We start from the raw sequence: 16307 nt of genomic DNA, 5'->3' as shown, positions 1-16307 counted from the left end.
TCATGGACCAACAGAATGTATTATCCATTAAAGATTTAAACCGATACATCCGGATGAAGATGGACTCGGATTCAGTGTTGTCTGACGTATGGATTCGAGGCGAAATCTCTAATTTCACTCATCATTCTAGCGGACATATGTACTTTACGTTGAAAGACGAGAGTAGTCGGATTCGTGCTATCATGTTCGGATCTTATAATCAAAAATTACCCTTTTTACCTAAAGAAGGGTCACGAGTAATTGCGAGAGGTAATGTAACGGTATATGAACGAGACGGTCAATATCAATTCTATGCCACGCATATGCAGCCAGATGGGATTGGTAGCTTATATCTTGCCTATGAACAATTAAAGAAAAAGTTGGAATCAGAAGGGTTATTCACCCAAGAACATAAGCAGGTTATACCTACATATCCGCAAACGATTGGTGTAATCACTTCGCCAACGGGAGCTGCGGTAAGGGATATCATGATTACTTTGCAGAGAAGGTATCCGCTAGCGAATATTATATTGCACCCTGTAATGGTACAAGGTAAAGACGCTGCACCTTCAGTGGTTAAGGCGATAGAGCTATTGAACCGTTTAGCAGAGGTTGAAGTGATTATCGTAGGCCGTGGTGGTGGATCTTTAGAGGAATTATGGGCATTTAATGAGGAAGTTGTTGCCAGAGCTATTTATAAATCAAAAATCCCTATTATTTCAGCCGTTGGTCATGAAACTGATTTTACAATTGCTGATTTTGTTGCTGATCTACGAGCAGCTACACCTACAGCAGCTGCGGAGTTAGCAGTCCCCAACATGTCAGATATGAAAGCCACTCTTCAGGTGATAGAACGTCAGTTGCGTCAATCATTGAAACAACGGGTATCCAATTATCGTGAGCGTCTAGGAGCATTGCAACGGTCACCAGTGATGGTACACCCTCGAAGATCGTTACTACAACACTCGGAACGGCTGGACAAGTTGCATCAACAACTAACGAGATCTATGTCATCTGGAGTAAAGCTAAGTAAAGAGAAGAAATCACGTATACATCAAAGTCTTTTACGTTTCAATCCGAAAGATCAGTTGGCTGCAGCAAAAAAGCAAAGAGAGAAGAATGAACATCAGCTCCATTTGGCGATGGCGTCCATTCATAAGACGAATAAACATCAGCTGGGAACAGCGATCAAGCAACTTGATGCGCTTAGTCCTTTGAAAGTAATGTCTAGGGGTTACAGTCTTATCTATGATGAGAAGGAAGAACATTTAATTAAATCAATTCGTGACGTACAGCTAGGCGACTTGGTAAAAATAAGGTTAAATAACGGCCAATTCGATGCTCAGGTATGGGCAGTGAAGGAGGATGATCTGGAACATGGCGAAGGCAACTGAACTGAAGTTTGAACAAGCAATGAGCCAATTAGAAGCGATTGTTGACGAACTCGAGCACGGTGATGTCCCTTTGGAAAAGGCGATTGAGTTATTTCAAAAAGGAATGGCACTTTCACAATTATGTAGTCAGAAGCTCGAAGTTGTAGAACAAAAAATCGAAATGATTGTACAGGAAGATGGCCAAATTCGCAAAAAACCTTTTGGTACTTCATTAGAGTTGGAAAGTGGGAACTCTAATGACTAGCACTCCGCTATTACAACATTTTATTGAGGATGTTTCGGATCGAATGACATCCTCCTTACAAAATATAATCCCATCCGTTTGGGATGTGCCTGTTAACTTAAAAGAGTCCATGACGTATTCACTTCTAGCTGGGGGGAAACGCTTACGTCCCTTACTAGTGATTGCGGCATGTGAAGCACTTAAAGGTAATCGTGATGCAGCTATTGAAGTAGCATGTTCTGTGGAAATGGTACATACCTATTCGCTCATTCATGATGATCTTCCTGCCATGGATAATGATGATTATCGACGGGGTAAACTGACTAATCATAAAGTATATGGTGAGGCAATGGCGATTCTTGCCGGTGATGGGCTGTTAACGCATGCTTTCTACCATTTATCGCAAATTCCACGTAAACACGGTATTCCAGCAGATCAAGTGCTTACGATTATTGAGGAATTATCAGAAATGTCTGGGCCAAGAGGAATGGTGGGTGGTCAAGTTGCGGACATGGAGGGTGAGCAAGGATTAACTGATTTATCCCAACTAGAGTATATACACCTTCATAAAACGAGTGATTTAATCATATTTTCTCTTATGGCTGGTGGGCGTATTGCTGGTGCTGAAGAGACCAAAATTGAAGCACTTCGAACATTTGGAGAACATTTAGGGCTGGCCTTTCAGATTCAAGATGATATTTTAGACCTAATCGGTGATGAGGCTAAATTGGGCAAAAAAACACAAAGTGATATTAAACAAGATAAAGTGACGTATCCTTTTTTCATTGGACTTGAAAATTCACAAATGGAAGTTAAAAGACATACTGAAGAAGCTAAAAAAATTATACTTAATGCACAATTTCCTTATCCAGAGCTTTTGCTGGAAATAGCTGATTATTTGGTCAGTAGAGATCATTAATCTTAGCTATTTTAATTAAATAGTGTATCTGTGATATAATGAGCGGAAAGATTTTAGAATTGAAATATAAACAAATCCTATTGAAGAAAAGTGGGGAGATTCAAGTGCAGCTTCCACAAATAGAACAACCAGAACAATTAAAGTCTCTATCGGTTGATGAACTAGCCTCTCTTGCGAGTGAAATACGACAGTTTCTTATTGAGAAATTGTCTGTTACGGGTGGGCATCTGGCATCTAATTTAGGGGTAGTGGAGTTAACAATTGCCCTTCATTACTCCTATAACAGTCCTACGGATAAATTCATATTTGATGTTGGACATCAAGCGTATGTTCATAAAATACTAACGGGTCGTATGGAACGGTTCGATACGTTAAGAAAATATAATGGATTATGTGGCTTCGTAAAGAGATCAGAAAGTGAACATGATGTCTGGGAAGCGGGACATAGTAGTACGTCTCTTTCAGCTGCCATGGGTATGGCTCTTGCAAGAGATTTGAAGGGTGAAGATAATAAAGTAGTAGCGATCATTGGTGATGGTGCGTTAACGGGTGGTATGGCGTTTGAAGCATTAAATCATATTGGTCATGAGCAGAAAAAACTAATGGTAATCCTAAATGATAATGAGATGTCTATTGCTCCAAATGTAGGTGCGATGCACAATTATCTAAGTAAAATCCGTTCGGATCGCCATTACTTAAGAGCGAAAGATGAAGTTGAAGGATTGCTCAAGAAAATTCCAGCGATTGGTGGTAAATTAGCCAAAACTGTAGAAAAATTAAAAGACAGCCTTAAATATATGGTTGTCCCAGGCATTCTTTTTGAAGAATTAGGATTTACGTACTTAGGTCCGGTTGACGGACATGATCTTCCGAAATTAATCGAAGCTTTCCAACAAGCGGATAATGTAGAGGGCCCTGTGTTTGTTCATGTACTGACAACGAAGGGGAAAGGCTACACACCCGCGGAAGCGGACTCTTATAAATGGCATGGGATTTCACCGTATAAGATTGAATCTGGTCAAGTGCTGAAATCTGTAGGGAATCCAATGTATACGGATGTGTTCTCACAGACTTTAATTGAACTTGGAGAACGTGATTCAAGATTAGTGGCTGTAACACCAGCGATGCCAGGTGGATCAGGACTTGTCCCGTTCAGCAAGCGATTCCCTGATCGAATGATTGATGTAGGCATTGCCGAACAACATGCTGCAACGATGTGTGCTGCGTTAGCTATGGAAGGATTGAAACCTGTATTCGCAGTGTATTCTACCTTTATGCAGCGGGCATATGACCAGATCGTTCATGATATTTGCAGACAAAATGCTAACGTAACGTTCGCTATCGATAGAGCAGGTTTTGTTGGAGCTGATGGAGAAACACATCAAGGTGTATATGATGTTGCTTTCATGCGCCACATTCCTAATATTGTTCTTATGATGCCTAAAGATGAGAACGAACTGCGTCATATGATGCTTACAGCATTAGAATATAATGACGGGCCAATAGCTTATCGCTACCCACGGATTAACGGACAAGGTGTTGCCATTGATGAGACATTAGTTCCAATTCCAATTGGAACATGGGAAACGGTTCGTGAAGGTGAAGGATATGCGGTTCTAGCAGTTGGACCAATGGTTCAAGTAGCATTAGAAGCTGCGGAACTACTTAAACGAGAAGGTGTACAATTGCAGGTTGTGAATGCGCGCTTCTTAAAACCAGTAGATGAAGATATGTTGCGATCATTAGCACAATCAAACACTAATATGATTGTACTGGAAGAGTCATCGGAAGCTGGAAGTTTAGGTAGTGCAATCCTAGAATTCTATTCAAGTCATTATCTATTCAATACAACGGTTTCTGTTATGGGTATTCCTGATCGATTCATCGAACATGGAAGTATCAAAGAACAACGTGAAGAAACGAATTTAACGGCTATAGCAGTATGTGAGGAGATTCGTAAAATGATGACTCTTCATCCTTATGAAGTTGAAAAAAGCAGCTTTTCATCCTAAGGCGTAAAGACGGAAATTAGGTGATTGTATGGAAAAGGAACGTATTGATATTCTACTTGTAGAGCAAGGTTTATATGATAGTCGTGAAAAAGCTAAAGCAGCTATTATGGCAGGGTTAGTTTTTGCCGCTGAAGAACGGATTGAAAAGCCGGGAATGAAGGTTCCTAGAGAAGCTGTCATTCGGGTGAAGGGAGCTGTACATCCTTATGTCAGTCGAGGTGGGTTGAAGTTAAAGAAAGCCATCGATCTATTCGAAATTGATTTAGAGAATGTAGTGATGTTGGATATTGGCTCATCAACAGGGGGGTTTACAGATTGCGCACTTAAGCATGCAGCTAATTACGTATATGCGATTGATGTTGGAACTAACCAATTAGATTGGTCTCTTCGTAATGACGAACGTGTATGTGTCATGGAAAAAACAAACTTTCGTTATATGACCCCAGACGATTTGAAAGGATCTGTACCAAATTTTGCTAGCATTGATGTCTCATTCATATCACTTCGGATTATTCTGCCACCTTTGATGGCGTTATTGCAGCAGTCTTCAAGTGTGGTAGCTTTGATTAAGCCACAATTCGAAGCAGGAAGAGATAAGGTAGGTAAATCTGGCGTGATTCGTGATTCTGCAGTTCATCAAGACGTGTTATCGACCGTGCTCACGTATGCTGAAGAATTGGGTTATCGTTTACAGGGGTTGACCTTCTCACCAATTACAGGCGGAGAGGGTAATATTGAATTTCTAGCGCATTGGAGGCTGGAAACTTCTAGTGAGGAAGAACTACCTATGGATAACGAGCAGATCAAAGATTTAATAGATCAAGTTATCAAGGAAGCAAAACATACGTTTACGGGGAACTCATCTAAATAGATGGGTTTCTTTGCTGAAAAAAGGATTTAATCTAGAGTTCGCGAATACTTCTACGAGGTGATACATGTGGAAGGGAAATCTGATTTTTTCGTTATGGCGATTATCGGTCTACTTATGGTGATTGGCATATTCAATTTAATTAAATATTGGATTCAGAATCCTTCGTTGAAGCATGAGCTGAATATCCCTTTTAATGAGTACATATTAGAACATCCTGCCGTGGATTTATTACAACGTAAAGGATATGAAGTGGTTGGTGGGAAAGTGAAAATTCCACTTTATTTCGAAGCGGATCAAGAGGAATTCTATAGCAGATTATTTATCGATTATGTAGCGCTGAATGAAGATGGGGATATTTATTTAGTTAAGATAGCACGTCAGCGAATGCCCTTAGAGTGGACAGGCAGCTCGTTAAGAGACCGTTTATTACCTTTGTTCTTATTATATCCGGATTGTGCTGGTGTGCTATATGTAGATGTCTACGAAGAAGTGATTAAACAGATCCATTTCGAATGGGATGAAGAAGAGTATATAGGTGAGAATGTATAAATATGATCAAACATCAGGAGGCTTTTTTATGAAAGGACAGCGGCATATAAAGATTCGTGAAATTATTACCCAACGAGATATTGAAACACAGGATGAATTAGTTGAAGCATTAAGAAGTTCAGGATTTCAGGTTACACAAGCGACGGTATCTAGAGATATTAAAGAATTAGCACTAATTAAAGTGCCTACGGATGAAGGGGAATATAAGTACTCCGTGCCTTCAGCACAACGTTACAATCCTGTTAATAAATTGAAGCGAGCACTGGTAGATAACTTCGTTCACATTGATCATACAGGCAATCTAGTTGTCGTGAAATGTCTTCCTGGATCAGCCAATGCAGTTGCCGTATTGCTGGACAATATGGAATGGAACCAGATTCTTGGAACTATATGTGGGGACGATACGATTCTGTTGATTTGCCGAACTGGTGAAGATAGTGAGTTTGTGATTTCTCAAATTATGAGCTTTATTTCTTAATCTTGAAATGTAGCAAAGACCAAAGGGGGGATTGATATATGTTAGTAACTTTGTCCATTCGAAATTTAGCAGTTATTGAATCGGTTGACGTACATTTTTATTCGGGATTTCATGTCCTTACAGGAGAGACTGGTGCTGGTAAATCAATCATCATCGATGCTCTTGGTCTATTAGCAGGAGGAAGAGGATCTGCTGATCTTATTCGTTATGGATGTGATAAGGCTGAGATTGAAGCATTATTTGAGCTGCAGGAAGGCCACCCCGTGTGGGATGCACTAATTAAGATTGGTATTGAATGTAATCATGAGGAGTATTTAGTTATCCGACGTGAAATTACATCTCAAGGTAAGAGTGCTTCTAGAATTAACGGACAGCTTGTGAATCTTACGATGCTGCGTGAAGTTGGAGAGCAATTAGTTAATATTCACGGACAACATGAGCATCAGAGCTTGCTTCGACCGGAAAGACATTTATATCTTCTAGATACATATGGTGAGCATATTATCGGACCACTAAAGGCGAGTTATCAGGAGAAATATTCTGTTTTTGTCAAAGTTGAAAAGGAATTGCGAGAGCTGCAAAGTACTAGTCAAAAGTCATTTCAGATGCTAGATTTATATCGATTCCAACTGGAGGAAATCGCTGTAGCGCAATTAAAACCTGGTGAAGATGAATGGTTAGCGGAGGAAAGGGTCAAGCTATCTCATAGTGAGAAAATGATGGATTCCGTATCAGGGGCATACAATATTCTGAATGGACAACATGGCGTGAGTTATGTAAGCTCTGCTGTCTCATTGCTTAAAGACATAGTTAATTATGATGAGAATGGGTTAAAACCTATACTTGAGCAACTACAATCTGCTTATTTCCAGCTTGAAGATGCCGCTTTTCAAATAAGGGATTATCGAGAGAATATTGAATTTAATCCTGAGAGATTGGAAGAAGTTGAACATCGCTTAGACTTAATCATCACGTTACGTAGGAAGTATGGCGACAGTGTTGAACAGATTATTGAGTATTACGATAAGATCAAAAAGGAAAGTGATTTACTAGAAAATAAAGATGAACATGTGGAGAAACTAATTCAACGACGTGATGAACTTCTTGTTGGTTTACTTCAGGTTGCATATGAGTTGAGTGAGGCTAGAAAAATGTGTTCGGCTGATTTAGCATCCCAGGTAGAAAGTGAACTGAAAGACCTTCAAATGGAACGGACGACACTTAAGGTGAAACATGATTTGCTTGAGGATCCACGTGGTTATGAAGTGGAAGGTTATAAGGTACGATTAACGAAGCAAGGGATGGATAATGTTGAATTTATGATATCCCCTAACCCTGGAGAACCATTAAGACCCCTTGGTAAAATTGCGTCAGGTGGGGAACTTTCAAGAATAATGTTGGCTATGAAGACGATATTCGCTCGACATGATCGAATCCCAGTACTTATCTTTGATGAAGTTGATACTGGAGTGAGCGGTAGAGCCGCCCAATCCATTGCAGAGAAGCTCTTTAAGTTATCTGATAGTTGTCAAGTATTCTCCATTACGCATTTACCTCAGGTGGCATGTATGGCGGATCACCAATATTTAATCGAAAAGAACATTATAGATGGACGAACCATGACAAGTGTGGACAATTTATCTGATGAAGGACGGATTGAAGAACTTGCCCGAATGCTCGGTGGTGTTGAGATTACGACCAAAACACGTCATCATGCTCAAGAAATGCTAAAGTTAGCTGAAGCTAGAAAAGCTGTCAGATGAAGGATTGGAGTAATGATTGACAGTAATAAAAGCCTGTGAGCAGGGTTATCTTAAGGGTACGCAATTGGCGACCACCTTTCGTCAAGCGAAAGAAGCATAAGGGAGTGTGACAGCCATTGAGCTCCAACCTTAGGAAGAAATTATTTGTCTTATTATCTGCCGGTCTTTTGTGTTTCCTTGGTACAAGTAAACCTGTACAAAGTTTCGCTGCTATACCTAATGATGTTAGGCTCTTTACAGGTAATTCAAGTATGCTTCAATTAGCAGTTCCAGTTAATGCTCAGGCATCCGTGGATAGACCCGATGTATTACAAATGAACGGATCGTCGCTTCCAACGCTCCAAGTATCGCCTAAACAACCTTTGAACCTTAGTTCTCACCGTATTGGTAACGCTCGACTTACTCTGAAATTATTCGGTACCATCCCAATCAAGACGGTACGAATTCAAGTTATTCCGGGTTTAAAGGTATTCCCTGGGGGACAAACAATTGGAGTAAAAGTGAAATCTGCAGGGATTCTCGTCGTAGGCCATCATTTAGTGACCGTAAGCCAAGATAATCGAATCTCGCCAGGTGAGAATGCTGGAATTCAATTAGGTGACCTTATGACGCATATGGATGGAGTTCCGCTAACGGATATTAGTAAAGTGGGAACAATAGTTGAAGAAGCTGGGATCGGTAAGCGAAAGCTAGAAATTTCCTTCAAAAGAGGAGAGAAGCAATTATCAACAAAATTAACACCTGCTTATGATGAAGAGGATAAAGCTTGGAGGCTTGGTCTTTATATACGTGATTCTGCTGCGGGTGTAGGTACTTTAACATTCTATGCACCTGATCAGGGTGTATATGGAGCACTTGGACATGTGATTACAGATATGAATACACAAACTCCAATCGAAGTTGGAAGTGGTCAAATTGTTGAATCAAACGTTACATCCATCTCCAAAAGTCAAGATGGTGAACCAGGGGAGAAAAGAGCACATTTCCTAAAGGAAACTAATATTCTTGGTAACATTATTAGTAATACACATTTTGGGATCTTCGGTAAAATGACAAAAAACCCTGAACATGGTTTGTATAAAGAACCTATATCTATCGCTTTCGCGGAAGAAGTTAAGGAAGGTCCTGCTGAGATATTAACTGTAGTGGATGGTCAGCAAGTAGAAAAGTTCAAAGTTGAAATTGTTCATGTAGCAAGACAGGATGCTCCCTCAACCAAGGGACTTGTATTAAAAATTACAGATCCAAAATTAATAAATAAGACTGGTGGCATAGTTCAAGGCATGAGTGGAAGTCCAATTGTACAAAATGGTAAATTAATTGGTGCTGTAACGCATGTTTTTGTAAATGATCCTAAGTCAGGTTATGGATGTTTCATTGAATGGATGCTCCAAGATTCAGGAGTAATACCCAAACAATCAAACCAACAAATAAATCTTAAGGCGAGTTAGCCTTAAGATTTATTTGTTTATTTGTCATAAATAGACGAAGTTAGTCATATAGTGTAAATAAATATTTAATTATAAATGAAGATAATAAAAAAATAAACAAAAATAATATTCGACAGAAGGTATTTGAATCTGGATGTCGAAACTATGTCTTGAGAGGAAAAAAATCACAGTTGGATTATTATCAAGAAAAACCAAGGAGGAACCAAAATTGCAAAAAATCGAGGTCTTATTAGCGGATGATAACCGGGAATTTACAAATTTGCTTGCCGAATACATATCGGAGCAAGAGGATATGGTTGTTACCGGAATCGCCTATAATGGCGAGGAAGTTCTCAATATGATCAATGAATCTAGAAAAGTCCCTGATGTACTCATCTTAGATATCATTATGCCTCATCTAGACGGTCTTGGAGTACTTGAACGCTTGCGAGAAATGAATATCTCCCCGCAACCTAAAATCGTAATGCTAACAGCATTCGGTCAAGAGAACATCACCCAAAGAGCAGTGCAACTTGGTGCCTCCTACTACATTTTGAAACCATTTGATATGGAAGTGCTTGCGAATCGTGTTCGTCAATTAGTGGGTCAACCAAACGTGAGTTCACCTAGCATGACCATGTCAAACAATAGATCTAACGTTCTTCCACTTGGTAAAGGTAAAAATTTAGATGCAAATATTACGTCCATCATTCATGAGATTGGTGTCCCAGCACATATTAAAGGATATCAATATCTGCGCGAAGCCATTACCATGGTGTATAACAACATTGAGATTCTAGGAGCCATCACGAAGACCCTTTACCCCGCAATCGCTGAGAAATTCAAAACAACACCATCTCGCGTAGAACGTGCCATTCGTCATGCCATTGAAGTGGCCTGGACACGCGGCAACATCGACTCCATCAGTCATCTGTTCGGCTACACGATCAATATAAGCAAGTCTAAGCCGACTAACTCGGAATTTATAGCGATGGTAGCTGACAAGCTTAGAATTGAGCATAAGGTGTCTTAAGAGGCTGTGATCCTTAATCTATAATCAATTTACTTTCACTAAAGAATATATAACCCGTAAGATGGACTCTCTAATCGAGTGTGGATCTTACGGGTTATTTAATGTTGTATGGTAGTTATTAGAATTTATTAGATTAAAGCAATAGCCAATAAGGTAAATAAGCTCAATGTGATAATTTGATTAGCGTAAAAGGGATTATAAAAAGCAGAAGTATGCACTTGTCCGTGTGAACTTCTTTTTAAATATACATTATTGTAATCCACCTTAGTGATGACACCTTCATACGTTTTCCCGTCAACCGTTAGTATACGGACATTATGATTCATACATCTCAAGCAATTATAATAGGCTTCCACTGGTTTCGTCGCCTCCTTTCACTCATGAGGCATTGTATGAGAGGGGGGATAAGCTGGTGTCGGCTAAATTACCTGAATAATATAAAAGCATAAGATGACAAATCATAAATAGTTACAATCTTTTTTCTGGTAGTTTTGTTAAGAAGAGTATAGGATATACATACATATACCAATACCTTGGAAGGTGGACTATCCTTGAAATCTAGGAAGTGGGCTATTATTGCCACAACAGCATGTCTATTACTCGGAACTTCTGTCATTGCATTAGCATCAAATCCAATCAAATTAATGATAAATGGTCATGAACACAAGACCGATACACCTCCTCAAATCATAAATGGACAAGTCATGTTGCCATTGAATATAGTTACAGAATTATTTAATAAAAAAATATCTTACGACGCGAACATTAATGTAGTGAATATCCAAGATAAAAAAGATATTGTGATTTCAGAATTAGGTAACATTAAGATAACCGGTATGGAAGATGATTATGGAGTATATGAACATTTGCGTATCTATCAAGATCAAACTAACCGATCACTCGCTGGCTATAATGTAATGAACCCAACGTATGCTCCAGAGATTAGTTCCGTCGATTTAAATGGTGATGAAAAGCGTGAAATTGCCATTATTCTAACAACAGGCTATGGAACAGGTGTGTACCTAAGTGAAATTCGAATATTAAGCGATGATTTAGGGAGAAATATGCCTGTAGAGGATGCATTATTTACATTTAAGAAACAATGGACAGGGAAAGTCAGTAATAAAGGAATTGAAATGCGGATCAATGACAAGCAAATACTTCTTCCAAATGAGTTGTTGAACGAGGAGAGGGAGAACTGGTTCGAGGAGCCTATGATCGGTAATATTGTTCATTATTATATTGAGAATAAGACATTAAAGGCTTCGGCTGCAGTACAAATATCACCTGGGGAGTTTATTGGTGAGCTTGAAACTCATTACGAGTATATAAATGGTATTTTTGTAGCGGGAGAGGCTACTTTTTCAAAATTTGATGAATAGCCTGATCCCTGTAAAGTACTTAAATTAACCAAAGAAAAAACTGATATATATCATAACTAGTAATCCAATAATAAAGGAGTATGTTGAGACTCTTTCGTAACCATCTCCGTGACTTTCCGGAATGAGTTCTTTATAAACGATAAACATCATGGCACCAGCTGCGAAAGCTAAACCGTAACCTATTAGTGCTTCAATATAGCTTGCGGTGAAATATCCGACAATTGCCGAAATGACTTCCATTAACCCTGTGAGAGCGACAAGAAGGAAGGTATTAAGCTTCGTTACTTTAGAATTGAGAAGGAACACCCCTAAGATGAGTCCTTCAGGCATATTCTGAGCACCAATGGAGATCGCAACCATGGGGCCCAGGCTCTCATTCTGACTTGCGAAGCTGAAGCCCGTACTTAATCCTTCAGGGATATTATGGATGAATAGTGCGATAATGACTAACAGTGATTTGGAATCGAACTTACTAATACCAGCATCCGTCTCAACATCAATATGTGGGATATTCTTTTCAATTAGATCGAGAACAATAATTCCTAATAATAAACCAACCGTCAACGCGATAATTCCTGATTCATTTAAAGCCTGAGGCATCAATCCAAAAGTGGAGGCAGATACCATGATTCCCGCAGTAAATGCGATGAGGATATCTTTCCATTTCTCAGAAAGGTTTTTGACAAAGAATAAGGGAACGGCTCCTAATACGGTAGCCATAGCAGAGATGAAACTCCCAATGATAGCTTCTTGCATAGCTAAACTCCTTCTATTGATGGATTATCAAGCCAAGCCTAACTGAGCTTTACAATCCAGCATTCTAAAGATCATGAATAGTTTATAGTGGTGGATTGGAATGGCATTTACGACATACGGGATAATAGGTTTCGTTTCCACCAATCTGGATTTGTTGTCCAGTATAAATGGGTTTTCCGTTTTCTACTCGTAATGTCATAGTCGCTTTGCGTTCGCAGAACCAGCAGATGGTTTTTAACTCTTCAATTTTGTCTGCGTAGATCAACATATATTTACTCCCCTCAAAGAGGTTGTTCTGGAAATCGTTCTTAAGACCGAAGGCCATAACGGGAACCTGAAGTTCATCCACAATCTGGACTAGTTGAAGAATGCCTTCCTTGTTCATAAATTGACATTCATCGATAAGAACACAAGAAGGTTTCGGCTGATGCTCTTGTACGATCTGAAAAAGATTAGTATCCTCATAGATAGGGATCGCCTGTTTACGTAGTCCAATACGTGATGATACGTAACCAACTTCGTCTCTGTCGTCAATACCCGATGTAAAGATCAATACATGTTTATTTTGTTCTTCATAATTATGTGCTACTTTTAAGATTTCAATCGATTTACCACTATTCATTGCTCCATATTTAAAAAATAACTGTGCCAATCTAACAACTTCCTTTCAATATGTCTGTGTCATTAACCTATTTTAGCAAAACTCAAATCACATAAATAGTATTACTCATACGGAGGGATTATCTTGAATGAAACGCTAGAACAATATAAAGAACAGATAGCCAATTTAGAAAATGATGGTGCGCTTAACTCGGAAATGCAAATTCTTTTGAATCATCTTATAGAAGATTTAGAGAAATGTGTACAACAGAACCTTTCTTTACGAAAGGCAGTTTTGAAATCAAACTCGAAAGAATCAAGAATGTCTAGTAAACTTCGCGATGCCTTGTATGAATAGAAGAACATCTTATTAATTCACGAAAAATGTGCTCATCCATCACACCAATTCATATTCCTCGCTATATGTTGTAGTAAGGAGAAGTTCTGGTGAAGGGTGGGTTGAGTGTGGGTCTATCTTCAAAAAAAACGCAACGCAAAAAAAGAGTTCAAATAGCTAACAATGGGCAAAGTGTCAATGGAGCCACACCGAAATTAACACCACAACAGATATCTGTTGTTGCCGGGATATTGGCAGGGTACTTTTCAATAGATTCAGTGATATATACTCGTGATAATGTATTACAGGTTCTATTGACGACCAATAAATTAACTGAACTTCCCATACTCGGACCACCGGAACAAACAGAAATTCAAGATACAATTAATATCATTGCGAGTAATATGAGATAACTACTGAAATTAAGAATAAAATTAGTGCAAAGAGACTATGTTAGCATTTTCGAACATAGTTTTTTAAAATATAAGAAAGTATAAGTTTCACTTCATACTTTATACCCTTATATTTCGGCAGAGACGGATACCGTCCTTTAAAAGGACAGCGTAGCCGTTTCAGCTTGTTAATTATTAGTGCATCAATCCAATTTATGGTTGAGTAGGTGCTTGAGGTTGCTTAGGTTTCCGCTTTTCTTTAAATCGAGGTCCTACATAATTCCGTTTGCGATCTCTTGTTAGAATCCAGCCACCTAGAAAGGTCATGCCAGCAGCGAATAATAGCAGTCCACCTCCGAAATGAAGCCATTGGAAGGACGGATCAGAGACTGCGTTATCACCATGAGCCGAAATATATTCGAATAACGAGTCTTTCATTAATAGAAATCCCTTCATTGCCATTAAGCCTGGAATAACTAATATTAGAATCGCGATGAAACGAGAAATAAGTAATTTCATAGCTAAACCTTTCTTTTTATCGGATTGTATATCTTCAAGTATAATACCGTGTTCAAGTAAGCTTGTCTATTTGTGATAAGCTCTACTTTGTAATACGACTGAAAAAGAGTAGAATAAAAAAAGGTAAGTAAAGATATCCCAAGTGCAATATGCTTTAATATTGCATCAGATAAAAACCAAATAGGTGGAGGATTTATATGACTATTACATGTGATATCGCAATACTTGGTGGAGGAACAGGTGGTTATGTGGCCGCAATCCGCGCTGCTCAATTAGGTAAAGATGTCGTGATTATAGAAGAAGACAAATTAGGTGGGACATGCCTACATCGTGGTTGTATCCCAAGTAAGTCTTTACTACGTAGTGCAGAAGTATATGCAGAGATTAAAGAAAGTGAAAGTTACGGTATTGAGACGAGCGGTGCGACAGTAGTATTTCCTAAAGTGCAGCAACGTAAGACTGATATAGTCGAACAACTTCATCAAGGCGTCCAATATTTAATGCGTAAAAATAAAATAAAGGTATTGCATGGTAAAGGCCGTGTGACAGGACCCTCTATATTCTCTCCTCAGATTGGTGCGGTAGCTGTGGAATTAGCAGATGGAGAAATGGAGACGGTGGTATCAGCTCATTTGATTATTGCTACAGGATCACGTCCACGAATCTTATCAGGTCTTGAACCAGATGGTGTACATATTCTTAGTAGCGATGAAGCACTCTTAATGGAGAAATTGCCACAATCTATGATCATCGTGGGTGGGGGTGCGATTGGTGTGGAATGGGCTTCTATGCTGAATGACTTCGGTGTTGAGGTTACGATTGTTGAAGCAGCGAATCAACTGCTTCCACAAGAAGATGAAGATATTTCCAAAGAATTAAAGAAAATCTTTGAACGTCGTGGCATTACAGTGCTAACGGGTAGTAAGGTGCTCGCCGACACGTATCAAGTTAAGGATGACCGAATTACCTTGAATATTCAACAAGGGGAGTCAACGAAGACTCTTAACTCTGAGAAGCTACTTGTGTCCATCGGAAGACAAGCCAATATAGAGAACATTGGGATTGAAAATTCAGATATTCGTACCGAAAAAGGATTCATAGCTGTTAATACATTCATGCAGACAAATGAAGCGCATATTTATGCGATTGGAGATGTCATCGGTGGTGTGCAATTAGCACATGCCGCAAGTCATGAAGGTGTGGCTGCTGTAAATCACATCGCTGGCGAAACCGTTCATCCATATGAATCACAACTCATTCCAAGATGTGTGTACACGCGACCGGAAGTAGCTAGCGTGGGTTACACCGAGAAAGAATGTAAAGAGCGAGGATTGGATGTTAAGGTTGGGAAATTTCCTTTTCAAGCGATCGGGAAATCATTAGTACAAGGAAGTAAAGATGGATTCGTAAAGGTAGTTGCTGATCGTAATACGAATGACATTCTTGGGGTCCAAATGATCGGTGTTCATGTGACGGATCTAATTAGTGAAGCGGCATTAGCTCAAGTATTAAATGCTACACCTTGGGAAGTTAGTCAGACGATTCATCCACATCCAACATTGTCTGAAGTTCTAGGGGAAGCCATGCTTGCTGTAGATGGTTTAGCTATTGGTATGTAAGCTGTTATTGAGTGGATGGATAGCTCTATGTACGAGGGATTATGGGAAATG

The 16307-nt window shown here is 39.2% G+C and carries 18 protein-coding genes; 14 read left to right on the top strand and 4 right to left on the bottom strand.

Annotation, left to right across the window (positions count from 1 at the left end; genetic code table 11):
- Positions 1–2: 2 nt before the first annotated feature.
- From xseA to spo0A, 10 genes are all read left to right on the top strand, one after another.
- Positions 3–1373 (top strand): exodeoxyribonuclease VII large subunit, encoded by a 1371-nt coding sequence (gene xseA, locus LPB68_RS04015; protein WP_068657667.1) that lies wholly within the window; start codon positions 3–5, stop codon positions 1371–1373.
- Complete coding sequence (gene xseB, locus LPB68_RS04010) at positions 1357–1617, top strand: exodeoxyribonuclease VII small subunit (protein WP_068657668.1); 261 nt, start codon at positions 1357–1359, stop codon at positions 1615–1617. Before xseA ends, xseB begins: the two co-directional genes overlap by 17 nt.
- Positions 1610–2515 carry a polyprenyl synthetase family protein gene (locus tag LPB68_RS04005; protein WP_068657669.1) on the top strand — a complete coding sequence of 302 codons (906 nt, stop codon included), beginning with the start codon at positions 1610–1612 and terminating at the stop codon, positions 2513–2515. The genes xseB and LPB68_RS04005 overlap by 8 nt, the downstream gene beginning before the upstream one ends.
- Positions 2516–2619: 104 nt before the next feature.
- Positions 2620–4527 carry a 1-deoxy-D-xylulose-5-phosphate synthase gene (gene dxs / locus LPB68_RS04000; protein WP_068658646.1) on the top strand — a complete coding sequence of 636 codons (1908 nt, stop codon included), beginning with the start codon at positions 2620–2622 and terminating at the stop codon, positions 4525–4527.
- A gap of 28 nt (positions 4528–4555) precedes the next feature.
- Positions 4556–5398 (top strand): TlyA family RNA methyltransferase, encoded by an 843-nt coding sequence (locus LPB68_RS03995; RefSeq protein WP_068657672.1) that lies wholly within the window; start codon positions 4556–4558, stop codon positions 5396–5398.
- Positions 5399–5464: 66 nt separating this feature from the next.
- Positions 5465–5947 carry a hypothetical protein gene (locus LPB68_RS03990; RefSeq protein WP_068657676.1) on the top strand — a complete coding sequence of 161 codons (483 nt, stop codon included), beginning with the start codon at positions 5465–5467 and terminating at the stop codon, positions 5945–5947.
- Between the two features lie 28 nt (positions 5948–5975).
- Positions 5976–6425: a transcriptional regulator AhrC/ArgR gene (gene ahrC / locus LPB68_RS03985; protein WP_068657677.1), complete on the top strand. Its 450-nt coding sequence runs from the start codon at positions 5976–5978 to the stop codon at positions 6423–6425.
- Positions 6426–6463: 38 nt separating this feature from the next.
- On the top strand, positions 6464–8188 hold the full coding sequence (gene recN / locus LPB68_RS03980; protein ID WP_068657678.1) for a DNA repair protein RecN: 1725 nt from the start codon (positions 6464–6466) through the stop codon (positions 8186–8188).
- A gap of 116 nt (positions 8189–8304) precedes the next feature.
- Positions 8305–9639, top strand: a complete 1335-nt coding sequence (gene spoIVB, locus LPB68_RS03975) for a SpoIVB peptidase (protein ID WP_068657683.1) — start codon at positions 8305–8307, stop codon at positions 9637–9639.
- Positions 9640–9847: 208 nt separating this feature from the next.
- Positions 9848–10651: a sporulation transcription factor Spo0A gene (spo0A, locus tag LPB68_RS03970; protein ID WP_068657685.1), complete on the top strand. Its 804-nt coding sequence runs from the start codon at positions 9848–9850 to the stop codon at positions 10649–10651.
- Between the two features lie 128 nt (positions 10652–10779).
- On the opposite strand, the gene LPB68_RS23330 is transcribed toward spo0A, so the two are convergent.
- A complete protein-coding gene (locus tag LPB68_RS23330) occupies positions 10780–11007 on the bottom strand; it encodes a hypothetical protein (RefSeq protein ID WP_068657686.1) in 228 nt (75 codons plus the stop codon).
- A 195-nt stretch (positions 11008–11202) separates the two neighbouring features.
- On the opposite strand from LPB68_RS23330, the gene LPB68_RS03960 reads away from it, so the two are divergent.
- A complete protein-coding gene (locus LPB68_RS03960; protein ID WP_068657687.1) occupies positions 11203–12033 on the top strand; it encodes a stalk domain-containing protein in 831 nt (276 codons plus the stop codon).
- A gap of 24 nt (positions 12034–12057) precedes the next feature.
- On the opposite strand, the gene LPB68_RS03955 is transcribed toward LPB68_RS03960, so the two are convergent.
- Entirely contained in the window at positions 12058–12789 is a 732-nt protein-coding gene (locus tag LPB68_RS03955) for a ZIP family metal transporter (protein WP_068657689.1), read from the bottom strand.
- Between the two features lie 82 nt (positions 12790–12871).
- A complete protein-coding gene (locus tag LPB68_RS03950) occupies positions 12872–13441 on the bottom strand; it encodes a thymidine kinase (protein WP_068657691.1) in 570 nt (189 codons plus the stop codon).
- Positions 13442–13534: 93 nt separating this feature from the next.
- Here LPB68_RS03950 and LPB68_RS03945 point away from each other — a divergent pair, with 93 nt between their 5' ends.
- Together LPB68_RS03945 and LPB68_RS03940 are read left to right on the top strand one after the other, a co-directional pair.
- Positions 13535–13747 carry a hypothetical protein gene (locus LPB68_RS03945; RefSeq protein WP_068657693.1) on the top strand — a complete coding sequence of 71 codons (213 nt, stop codon included), beginning with the start codon at positions 13535–13537 and terminating at the stop codon, positions 13745–13747.
- 89 nt (positions 13748–13836) lie between these two features.
- Positions 13837–14139, top strand: coding sequence for a hypothetical protein (locus tag LPB68_RS03940; RefSeq protein WP_068657695.1), 303 nt, complete (start codon positions 13837–13839; stop codon positions 14137–14139).
- 192 nt (positions 14140–14331) lie between these two features.
- Here LPB68_RS03940 and LPB68_RS03935 read toward each other — a convergent pair whose 3' ends face one another.
- Positions 14332–14637 (bottom strand): DUF2627 domain-containing protein, encoded by a 306-nt coding sequence (locus LPB68_RS03935; protein WP_068657697.1) that lies wholly within the window; start codon positions 14635–14637, stop codon positions 14332–14334.
- Positions 14638–14834: 197 nt separating this feature from the next.
- Between LPB68_RS03935 and lpdA the strand changes: the two genes are divergently transcribed.
- Positions 14835–16256, top strand: a complete 1422-nt coding sequence (gene lpdA / locus LPB68_RS03930) for a dihydrolipoyl dehydrogenase (RefSeq protein WP_068657699.1) — start codon at positions 14835–14837, stop codon at positions 16254–16256.
- Positions 16257–16307 lie beyond the last annotated feature (51 nt).

The sequence above is a fragment of the Paenibacillus crassostreae genome (assembly GCF_001857945.1).
In the GTDB taxonomy this organism is placed as follows: Bacteria; Bacillota; Bacilli; order Paenibacillales; family Paenibacillaceae; genus Paenibacillus_AQ; species Paenibacillus_AQ crassostreae.
The sequence above is the reverse complement of the archived record's forward strand: the minus strand, read 5'-3'. Positions and strand labels throughout refer to the sequence as shown.

Excerpts from the sequence above, each read along its gene's own strand:
- xseB (WP_068657668.1), top strand. The coding sequence starts at position 1,357 with ATGGCGAAGGCAACTGAACTGAAGTTTGAACAAGCAATGAGCCAATTA.
- LPB68_RS03955 (WP_068657689.1), bottom strand. The coding sequence starts at position 12,789 with ATGCAAGAAGCTATCATTGGGAGTTTCATCTCTGCTATGGCTACCGTA.
- ahrC (WP_068657677.1), top strand. The coding sequence starts at position 5,976 with ATGAAAGGACAGCGGCATATAAAGATTCGTGAAATTATTACCCAACGA.
- LPB68_RS04005 (WP_068657669.1), top strand. The coding sequence starts at position 1,610 with ATGACTAGCACTCCGCTATTACAACATTTTATTGAGGATGTTTCGGAT.
- LPB68_RS03995 (WP_068657672.1), top strand. The coding sequence starts at position 4,556 with ATGGAAAAGGAACGTATTGATATTCTACTTGTAGAGCAAGGTTTATAT.
- xseA (WP_068657667.1), top strand. The coding sequence starts at position 3 with ATGGACCAACAGAATGTATTATCCATTAAAGATTTAAACCGATACATC.
- LPB68_RS03935 (WP_068657697.1), bottom strand. The coding sequence starts at position 14,637 with ATGAAATTACTTATTTCTCGTTTCATCGCGATTCTAATATTAGTTATT.
- recN (WP_068657678.1), top strand. The coding sequence starts at position 6,464 with ATGTTAGTAACTTTGTCCATTCGAAATTTAGCAGTTATTGAATCGGTT.
- lpdA (WP_068657699.1), top strand. The coding sequence starts at position 14,835 with ATGACTATTACATGTGATATCGCAATACTTGGTGGAGGAACAGGTGGT.